This is a genomic window from Modestobacter sp. DSM 44400 (assembly GCF_900107175.1).
Classification (GTDB): Bacteria; Actinomycetota; Actinomycetes; order Mycobacteriales; family Geodermatophilaceae; genus Modestobacter.
In genome coordinates this window covers 43,834-53,237 of record NZ_FNOZ01000027.1, presented here as the reverse complement: position 1 = coordinate 53,237, position 9,404 = coordinate 43,834, and the positions used below count along the sequence as shown (strand labels likewise).

General features: G+C 72.3%; 8 protein-coding genes and 2 pseudogenes. 6 read left to right on the top strand and 4 right to left on the bottom strand.

The window, feature by feature from the left end; translation table 11 throughout:
- From BLW04_RS16315 to BLW04_RS29700, 3 genes and pseudogenes are all read left to right on the top strand, one after another.
- A pseudogene (locus tag BLW04_RS16315) lies at window positions 1–287 on the top strand (ISAzo13 family transposase); the annotation flags it as partial.
- Window positions 288–317: 30 nt separating this feature from the next.
- Window positions 318–569 (top strand): annotated as a pseudogene (locus BLW04_RS29195) (LamG-like jellyroll fold domain-containing protein); the annotation flags it as partial.
- Window positions 546–1,310: a LamG-like jellyroll fold domain-containing protein gene (locus tag BLW04_RS29700; protein ID WP_371327797.1), complete on the top strand. Its 765-nt coding sequence runs from the start codon at window positions 546–548 to the stop codon at window positions 1,308–1,310. The pseudogene BLW04_RS29195 and the gene BLW04_RS29700, both read left to right, overlap by 24 nt.
- Before the next feature lie 45 nt (window positions 1,311–1,355).
- Here BLW04_RS29700 and BLW04_RS16305 read toward each other — a convergent pair whose 3' ends face one another.
- On the bottom strand, window positions 1,356–3,164 hold the full coding sequence (locus BLW04_RS16305) for a DEAD/DEAH box helicase (protein WP_091543390.1): 1,809 nt from the start codon (window positions 3,162–3,164) through the stop codon (window positions 1,356–1,358).
- Window positions 3,165–3,288: 124 nt separating this feature from the next.
- Here BLW04_RS16305 and BLW04_RS16300 point away from each other — a divergent pair, with 124 nt between their 5' ends.
- Window positions 3,289–4,131, top strand: a complete 843-nt coding sequence (locus BLW04_RS16300) for an alpha/beta fold hydrolase (RefSeq protein WP_091543387.1) — start codon at window positions 3,289–3,291, stop codon at window positions 4,129–4,131.
- A 322-nt stretch (window positions 4,132–4,453) separates the two neighbouring features.
- Here BLW04_RS16300 and BLW04_RS16295 read toward each other — a convergent pair whose 3' ends face one another.
- Window positions 4,454–5,179: a haloacid dehalogenase type II gene (locus BLW04_RS16295; protein WP_091543385.1), complete on the bottom strand. Its 726-nt coding sequence runs from the start codon at window positions 5,177–5,179 to the stop codon at window positions 4,454–4,456.
- Between the two features lie 177 nt (window positions 5,180–5,356).
- Here BLW04_RS16295 and BLW04_RS16290 point away from each other — a divergent pair, with 177 nt between their 5' ends.
- Together BLW04_RS16290 and BLW04_RS16285 are read left to right on the top strand one after the other, a co-directional pair.
- On the top strand, window positions 5,357–5,593 hold the full coding sequence (locus BLW04_RS16290; RefSeq protein WP_139306869.1) for a hypothetical protein: 237 nt from the start codon (window positions 5,357–5,359) through the stop codon (window positions 5,591–5,593).
- A 35-nt stretch (window positions 5,594–5,628) separates the two neighbouring features.
- The gene (locus BLW04_RS16285) at window positions 5,629–7,215 is read left to right on the top strand and encodes a PucR family transcriptional regulator (protein WP_175484091.1); all 1,587 of its coding nucleotides are present in this window, start codon (window positions 5,629–5,631) and stop codon (window positions 7,213–7,215) included.
- 117 nt (window positions 7,216–7,332) lie between these two features.
- Here the strand turns inward: BLW04_RS16285 and BLW04_RS16280 are convergent, their stop codons facing one another.
- Window positions 7,333–8,514, bottom strand: coding sequence for a CaiB/BaiF CoA transferase family protein (locus BLW04_RS16280; RefSeq protein ID WP_091543379.1), 1,182 nt, complete (start codon window positions 8,512–8,514; stop codon window positions 7,333–7,335).
- A gap of 100 nt (window positions 8,515–8,614) precedes the next feature.
- Complete coding sequence (locus tag BLW04_RS16275) at window positions 8,615–9,403, bottom strand: enoyl-CoA hydratase/isomerase family protein (RefSeq protein WP_091543377.1); 789 nt, start codon at window positions 9,401–9,403, stop codon at window positions 8,615–8,617.
- Window position 9,404 lies beyond the last annotated feature (1 nt).

Below are 9,404 nucleotides of genomic sequence, written 5' to 3'. Positions count from 1 at the left end.
CGGCCACCAGCAAATGGAACAAGATCGAACATCGGCTGTTCAGCTTTATCACCATCAACTGGCGCGGCAAACCGCTGGAGAGCCGCCAGGTGATCATCGACCTGATCGCCTCGACCACCACCCGCACCGGGCTGAAGGTCTACGCCCGCCTGGACGAGGGCTCCTATCCCGACAAGATCAAGGTCACCGATGCCGAACTCGCCGACGTCCGGCTCGACGGCGATCCGTTCCACCCAGAGTGGAACTACACGATCACACCGCGAACCATCGACGACGAATTACACTGATGTAATTCCCTTCCAAGCTCTTACACGGCGACCAGCCCGGCCGCGTACAACGACGGCCGGTGGCACCTGGCGACCGCGACCTTCTCGTCGTCGACGGGCATGCGGCTCTACGTCGACGGGGCCCTGGTCGCCTCGAACACCTCGACCACGGCTGCCCAGGTCTACAACGGCTACTGGCGGGTCGGCTACGACAACCTGAGCAACTGGACCGGCACGCCGACCAGCAACTACTTCGCCGGCTCGCTGGCGCACGTCAGCGTGTACGGCAGCGTGCTGTCCGCTGCCGCGGTGGCCGAACAGTACGGGGCAGGCCCGTGGACCTGCGCCGCCGCGGCCGGGCAGAACGGGGCCGCGGCGGTCACCGCGTTCGCCCTCCAGGAGTCGGTCGGCCCGACCGCGGTCAACGGCGGCTCGACCGGTGCGGCCGGGAACGGCACGTACAGCGGCAGCGGGGTGACCTACGGGGTCGCCGGGCCGGCCTGCGGCAACGGTGCCAACCGCGCCATCGGCCTGGACGGGGCCGCCGGCAAGATCTGGACGACGCAGCTGGTGACCAACCCGCAGTCGTTCACCGTGCAGATCTGGTTCGCCACCACCACGGCCGGCGGCGGCAAGCTGATCGGCTTCGGCAGCGGGGCGGCCGGGGCGGCCTCCACCAACTACGACCGGCACGTCTACCTCACCAACGGCGGCCAGTTGGTCTTCGGCGTCTACAACAACGGCTACTACACCGCGGGCGGCACGAGCGCCTACAACGACGGCCGCTGGCACCTGGCCACCGCAACCTTCTCCCCCGGCACCGGGATGAAGCTCTACGCGGACGGGGCGCTCGTCGCGCAGAGCTCGGCCACCAGGTCGGCGGAGGTCTACAACGGGTACTGGCGGATCGGCCAGGACAGCCTCGCCGGCTGGCCCAGCACACCCACCAGCTCCTTCCTGGCCGGCTCGGTGGCCTACCCCAGCGTCTACAACCGGGTCCTGTCGGCGGCCGAGGTGAGCGCCCAGTACAGCGCCGGGCGCTGAGGCGGTCGGTCCAGGCCGGACCGGGTCGGCCCCCTCAGTCGCCGGTCAGTCGCCGGTCAGTGAGGCGGCGGGCAGCCAGTCGGCGTCGAGCAGCTCGGCCACCTGCTGCAGCCCGGCGGTGTCGCCGCCGGCGGTTGAGCCGGTGACCGCCAGCCGCTCCACCATCACCCGGGCGACCTGCTCCTCCACCGTGTCGGCGGCGTAGGCGATCCGCCACGGGGAGACCTGGTGGTCCCGGTGCGTCCGGCCGGTGACCTGCCGGGCGGCGATGCCGGAGAACCGGGGCTGGTGGAACAGCCCCACCCGCGGGGTGGTCGACGCCGCGAGGCCCCCGGGGAGCAGCTCCCCGGCGTGCAGGCTGATCGAGGCCGTCACGGTGAACACGCACACCGGCGCCTCGCCGATCTGGAAGCGCTGCCGCTCGGCCTCGACGTCGAAGCGGTCCCGGCCGAAGATCGAGGCCACCGGGACGCCGCCGTCGAGCAGTGCCTCGCGGATCGGGTCGGCCGCGGTCTCCACGAACTCCACCGACACGGCGACCTGCCGGTCGGCCTCCACCTGCGCCTTCACCCACTCGACGGTGGCCTGGGCGCGGATCAACCCGGCCTTCTGCCGGAAGCGCAGCAGCGCCGCTCGCCCGCGGGCGGTCTCCCGCTTCCGGCGGGCCAGCTGCATCTCGGCGCGGAACTCAGACCACTCGGCCTCGTACTGCGCCCGCTCGGCCGGGGTCAGCAGCACCGGGGTGCCGGTCACCGAGACCGGGCCCCAGGGTGCCGGCCGGTGCAGCGTCGCCGGCGGGTCGGTGTCGGCCAGCCAGCCGCGCAGCCGGGCCAGGTCGGCGCGGCGCTCGTCGGCGTCCTCGGTCCATGTCCAGCCGTAGCGGCCTCGTTCCACGTGGAACCCGTGGGCGGCCAGCCGGGTCGGGAGGTCGGACCAGGCGCGCAGCGGCTCGCCGTGGACGGTGGCGAAGTGCGGCGCCAGGTAGGGCAGCTCGAGCGGGCTGTGCGCCGGGGTGGCGGTTGCGAGCAGCACGAACGGCGCGTCCTTCACCCGGCCGGCGCCCGAGACGGCCTTCCAGTGCTTCCACCGCTGGGTCGTGGTGTGCCGCACCATGTGCGCCTCGTCGGCGACGACCACGTCGAACCTGAGCGTGGCGACCTTGCCCAGCCGGTCCCAGGTGGTCACGCACCAGCGGAGCCCGCCGTCGCCGAAGGCGGCGATCGACCGGGTCCAGTGCGGGACGGTGATCGCGGCGGGCCGGTCGGCGACCACCAGCACGGTGCGCACCGGCCGCGCTCCGCTGGCGCGCTGGGCGGCGATCTGGCGCACGGCCAGGACGGCGGTCCCGGTCTTGCCGACCCCCGGGTCGTCGCCGAGCAGGAACATCCGGCTCCCCGCGGCGACGGAGGCGGCGATCGCCGCCGCGCCGGACAGCTGCTCGGCACGGGGCTGCATCGGCAGGGCGGCCGGCACCGGACGAGGCTCGGCGTTGAGGTCGTCCTCCAGGAAGCGCTCGAACGTGTACGGCGCGGAGTCGTAGCCGGCCAGCTCCGGCGGTAGGGTGGCGCCCACGCGGACCGTCGCCTGCAGGCCGGCGTGCCAGCTGGCACCCGGCGCCGGGGCTCGGAACGGGACGGCGAGCACCCACACCCGCTCCCCCGGCCCCGCGACCGGCAGCTCCGGGGCCGCCGGCGCACTGCGGGTCGGCTTCTGGAGAGCTGCGTTCCGCGAGGTTGCCTTCGCCGCAGTGGCCTTCCTCGGTGCCGCCTTCTTCGGTGCGGCTGCGGTCGTCTCCCGGCTCGTGGCGGTGCCGGTCCGGCGGGTGGAACTCGTGCGCCGACGGCGTCCGGGCACGCGTCGCCTCCTCGCTCGGTGCCGGCTGGCGGGTCCGGCCGGGTCGCTGCCGACGGTAGAGGCCACCACCGGCGGTTCCCGGCAGCGACATCGGATCGGCCGCGTCGTCTGATGGGATGGGGTCATGACCGAGGCGATCCGGCTGGCGGCCCGCACGCTCGGCGACGCCGGGCCGCGGGTGGTGTTCGTGCACGGCCTGTTCGGCCAGGGCCGCAACTGGACGACGATCGCCCGGCGGCTGGCCGAGGACGGCCGCCGGGTGACCCTGCTGGACCTGCCCAACCACGGGCACTCACCGTGGACCGACCGGGTCGACTACCTGGACATGGCCGCGCTGGTCGCCGCCGAGCTCGAGTCGTTCGGCGACCCGGTCACCCTGGTCGGGCACTCGATGGGCGGCAAGGTGGCCATGCAACTGGCGCTGCGCCGTCCGGAGCTGCTGCGGGCGCTCGTCGTCGTCGACATCGCCCCCACCGACTACCCCGAGTCCGGCGGCCGCACCGACGACCCGGACGAGGAGGCCTCGCCGTTCGCGGCGTTCATCGCCGCGATGCAGCAGGTCGACCTGGGCGCCCTGGTCAGCCGCGAGGAGGCCGACGCCGCGCTGCGCGTCGCCGTCCCCAGTGACATGGTGCGGGCCTTCCTGCTGCAGAGCCTGGTGCGCGACGGCGTCGGGCCGGACGGCGGCTGGCGCTGGCGGCTGAACCTGGATCTGCTGGCCCGCGACCTCGGCGAGCTGCGGCGCTTCCCCGACCCGCCGCCCGGCGCGACCTACCCCGGCCCGGTGCTGTGGATCGCCGGGGCGGGCTCCAGCTACGTGCTCGACCGGGACCGCGCGCGGATGGACCAGCTGTTCCCGGCGACCCGGCTGGTGCGGGTCAAGCACGCCGGGCACTGGGTGCACTCCGAGCAGCCGGAGGTCTTCACCGAGACGGTCCGTCGCTTCCTGCAGGCCGTGGACGGCTGACGGGCGTTCCGCCGCTCGATCGGGTAGTGATCACGGCCGCAGCGGTCAGTCGCCGAGCCATGATCGCACGTCGTGAATCGCGGCGTCGACATCGCCGAGCTGGTGCTACTCCTTCACCAGGACCGGGGCCCGGTGGCCCGGCGCGGCGAACGGCTCCCCACTGCCGGCACTCGAGCTGCAGGTGCCCGTGGCGACGGTCCCGCGCCTCGTACAGCGGCTTTCCAGTCAGCGACCGGTGCTGGCGCACGGCGATCCGATGGAGGACCGGCGAGGAGTCCCGCCCAGGAGTCGCTCAGGGCGATGAACGCGTCCAGGGTGACGCTCATGCCACCGGCGCCGCCCCGAGCATCGCGGTGAGCTCGGTGAAGTCGGCCACCACCGCGTCCGGCGGGTACTGGTCGTTGCCGAAGGGCCGCTTGCGCCGGTCGACGAACGCGGTGCGCATCCCGGCGGCCTTGGCGCCGATGCAGTCGAAAGCGTGGTTGGCCACGAAGCAGACCTCGTCGGGGCGCACGCCGACCAGCTCGGCCGCCGTGCGGTACGTCACCGCGTGCGGCTTGAAGCTGCCCGCCTCGGCGACCGAGACGACCCGGTCGAACAGGTGCGCCGTCCCGGAGTAGGCGACTCCCCGCTCGAGCATGTCCGGGTCGCCGTTGGACAAGATGACGAGCTCGAGGCCGCTCCCCTTCAAGGCCTCCAGGCCCGCCACCACGTCGTCGAAGGGTTCGAGCCGCTCGATCTGCGCCACCAGGGAGACGACCTCGTTCATCGTGTGCGGGATGCCGGCCCGGTCGAGCGTGTAGTCGACCGCCTGGCGGCCGATCTCCTTGTACGGCGTGTGGTCACGGTGGAGCAACGCGTCGATCATGGAGTTCTCGAAGTGCGTGCGGCGCCACCACGTCACCAGGCGGGACGGCGGGTTCTCGGTGTATCCCTTCTCCTCCAGGTACGGCGTGAGCGCCGTGATCAGGCCGCCCTGCATGTCCACGACGGTGCCGTAGAAGTCGAACATCACCGTGCTGATCCCGGTGATCGGGCTCTGCCCCATGGGAGTGCGCCTCTCGTCGATCCGGATCCGAGTTTCGTGCTGTGGGTACAGGTGCTACTGAGAGCAAAGGTACGGACGCCGATGGCGGACTTCACCGTGTGATCGACCAACATGAACCACGCCGCGTTGTCAGCTCCCACGATGCCGTCTCCGGTCGGCACCTGCCACCATCTCCTGGTGGACCTGCGACCCCGCTCGGACGACGCCGACGCCGACGCCAGCCGACGCGCACGCCGAGCCGGGGCCGAGACACGCGCGACCGGTGACTTCTTCTACGCCCCGGTGACACCCGGCCTGGCCAACCGCTCGGTCACCGTCCACAGCGGCGCGCTGATGGCCCTGGGCGCGGACGTGCTCTCGCATCGCGGAGACATCGGGCTCGCGGTCCTGCGGTTCGCGCCGGCCGGCGGATGACTGGCCCGCCGGTGGGACCCGTCCCCGCGAGGACGATGGCGCGGGTCACGCTCCGGTACCTGCTCGAGTCCATCGGCGAGGCGATGGTGACGCCGTTGGCCACGCCCGGCGGACTCGACGTCCCTGTCACGGATCTGGTGATCTACGACTCCGCCGCGGCGCCGGTGATCGAGCCCGGTGACGTCATCCTGGCCGTCGGTCTGGCGCTCGATGACCGGTACGGCGCAGACCTTCTGCGCCTGGCGGAGGACTCCCGAGCCGCGGCCGTGGCCTTCCGGTCGGCGCCGTCCGGCGCAGTGCCATCCTCGTCCGGCCCGGGCACGGGGGTCGCGATCCTCCAACTGAACCCGGAGCTGGAGTGGGGCCAGTTCTTCACGCTCACCCGCGGGCTCATTCTGAGCGCGCCAGACATCCCCGAGGACGCGCCCGAACTCGCCGGCGGCGACCTGTTCGCCCTGGCCAACGCCGTCGCGGACATGGTGGGCGGCTCGGTGGTGCTGTACGACGCCCGTCACCAGGTGATGGCCTATTCCAACCTCGACGACGACGTCGACGAGGTCCGCCGGGACACCATCCTGGGTCGGCGCACCCCGCCGGCCTGGATCCTCCGCTTCGAACGCGACGGGGTGTACAGCGCTGGGCGGCCCGACGCAGGTGTGACCCGCCTCGAGGGCTACGAGGGCCTGCGGACCCGGCTGCGGGTCGCGGTCCGCGCGGGCGAGGATCTGGTCGGCGAGATCTCGGTCGCCGAGGCCAGCACTCCCTTCCCCGAGGGAGCCGAGGCGGCACTGCAGCAGGCCGCCAGGCTCGCGGCCCCGCACTTCCTGCGCCACCAGCTGGCCCACGACCTCACCCGGAGCGTGCGAGGTGGCGTCCTGCGTTCGCTCCTGGACGGCCGGGGCCGGGTCGAGACCCACGCCCGGCATCTCGACTTGAGCCTCGACATGCGATACACGGTGATCGGGTTCTCGGTGCGGCCCGACGATGGCCGGGCACCGGACGTCGTCGGGCACCGGGAGCGCTTCGTCCACCTGACCGGCGCCCTGACCGAGACCTTCCACCGGCGGTCGGCGACGTACGCGTTGGGCTCGACTGTCTACGCGCTGCTGCCGACCGCCGAGGAGACCGGCCGTGACCGGCTCCGGCGGCTGACCGAGCACGTCGCCGCTCGCGCCGAGGCGATGAGCCTGGTCGTCCTCGGGGCCGTCGGGCGGACCGTGCCCACCCTGACCGAGGTGACCCGATCGCGTCGCGACGTGGACCAGGTCCTGTGCGTGCTCGGTGCTGGCGACCGCGACCGCTCCGTCAGTCTGGTGGAGAGCGTGTGGGCCGACATCGCGCTGCTCGACCTGCGCGACCTGTTCGAGCAGCAGCGGCTCGCGCCCTCGGAGCAGGTGGCGGTCCTCACCGCGCACGACGCCTCGCACCAGACCCAGTACGTGCGGACGCTGCGGGTCTACCTGGATTGCTTCGGGGATGTACGGACCGCCGCAGCGCGCCTCCAGCTGCACCCGAACTCGCTGCGCCACCGCCTGCAGCGGGCCCGCGAGCTGTTCGGGGTCGACCTGGACGACCCGGCCGCGCGTCTGGTGCTCGCCTTGGAGCTGCACACCATGCTCTAGGTGCTCGATGCCGAGTCCTACGGAGACCGCAACGCCGTCGACGTCGCCTCGATCAGGATCTGGCTCAAGAACCCCGCCCGCCACGATCCGGCCGACATGCCCCGGCCGGCCGGCAACCTAACCGGCCGGCGACGGGCCCGCCGCGGCGTCGAGCCCGAGCTCGGCCAGGATCGCCGCGGTGTCCTCACCCAGCGCCGGGACCCGTCCGGGCGTCCCGCCCGTCCCACGCACACTGAACGGGCTCGCGAGCGCCCGCACCGGACCATTGGGGGTGGACACGCTCGTCCAACGTCCCCGCGCCTCGAGCTGCGGGTGCGTCAGCACACCTCCCAGGGTCCGTACCTCGCCGCACGGGATGTCCGCATCACCGAGCCGCTGCAGTGCGGACTGCCCGGTGTGACCGGCCAGGACCTCCTCGATGACGCGGTCCAGCTCCGCACCGTTGCGCACCCGGGCGTCGTTGGTCCGGAAGCGCTCGTCGGTGATGAGTTCCGGGAGCTGCAGCACGATGCGGCACAGGCCCTCCCACTGCGCCCGGGTCTGCACCGCAAGGTTCACCACGGCGCCGTCCCCGGTCGGATAGGGGCCATACGGCGCGATCATGTTGTGCCGCGCGCCGTTGCGGCTGGGAGCGCTACCGCGGTACATCTGCAGGTAGAGCGGCGCTCCCATCCAGTCGGCCATCGACTCGAGCATGCTGACGTCGATGGAGTCCCCCAGCCCCGTGCTCTGCCGTGCATGGAGCGCCGCGAGGATGCTCGACAGGGCGTACATGGCCGCGCACATGTCCGCTGCCGAGATGCCCACCTTGCACGGCTCCTCCGGCGTCCCGGTGACCGAGAGCATTCCGCTCTCCCCCTGGATCAGCAGGTCCAGCGCCTTACGGTCGGCATAGGGGCCGCTCGCGCCGTAGCCGCTGATGGCGCAGTTCACCAGGGCCGGCCACCGGCGGGACACCGTGCCCGGGTCGAACCCGAGCCGATCCATCGCGCCGGGCGAGAGGTTGTGCAGGAGAACATCGGCCGTGTCGAGCAGGCGTTCCACCGCCGTTCTGCCGGCATCGCTCTTGAGGTCGAGCGCCAGACTCCGCTTTCCGCGGTTCGCCCAGACGAAGTAGGCCGACTGCCCGAGGACGGCGTCGTCGTAAGACCGGGCGAAGTCACCGCCGTCGGGATGCTCCACCTTGATGACGTCGGCACCCAGGTCGGCCAGGTGGCGGCTGCATAGTGGAGCTGCCACCGCGAGCTCGATCGAGACCACCCGCACACCCGCCAGCGGCGGTCGTGAGTTCGTCGTCATCCCTGGAACAGTAGGTACCGGGCGGACCGGTCGCATCGTTCGTTCGGCCGACGTACGGGTGTCCTGGATGTACGACGCGACGGCGCGTACGTCGGGCCGCTCACGCCCGTTCGGAGGGAGCCGCAGTCCCGGTCGCCCGCGCCCGGTTGCGCCAGGCATCCTCCGCCGCGCGATGGTCGTCGCCGACCCACAGCCCGGCGAAGATCCGCGTGACCTCCTCCGGTGCCGCGGCCGGATCGAGGACCTTCTTGACAGCACGCACGGCCGTCGGGGATGCCGTGCGCGCCTGCGCCACCATCGCGGCGGCCGCCGACTCCGCCTGTCCCGCGGGAACCAAGACGTCCACGAGCCGAACTGCGGCCGCCTCCTCCGCCCCCAGGGTCCGGCCGGTCGTGAGCAGCTCGATGGCACGGCCACGGCCGACCGCCTCGACCAGCCAGGGGCCGGCGCCCCACCCCACCACGACGCCGAGCCGGGTCTGTGGCAGCGCGAAGGTGGCCCGCGCACCGGCGACGCGCAGGTCACAGGCGAGAGCCAGCTCCGCCCCGCCACCGATCGCGGCACCCTCCACCGCACCAATCACGAGGCACGGAAGCGCGCGCGGACGACCGAGGATGTCCTGCATGCGCAGGAAGGCCGTGAGCGTGCTGTCGGAGTCGGTCAGGGCCCGGTAGTCCACCAGGTCTCCGCCGGCACAGAAGAACCGTTCGCCCTGGGCGGCCAGCAGCACCCCGGCGGGCGGGTCCGCCGCCAGGATGTCGACGGCGTCCGAAAGCTCCTCGGCCGCATCCCGGCTCAAGGCATTGCCGGAGCCGGGACGGCAGATGCGCAGCGTTGCGTGCCCGAAGCGCTGGTCGGGCAGATCGAGCGTGATCTGAGGTGCCGTCATC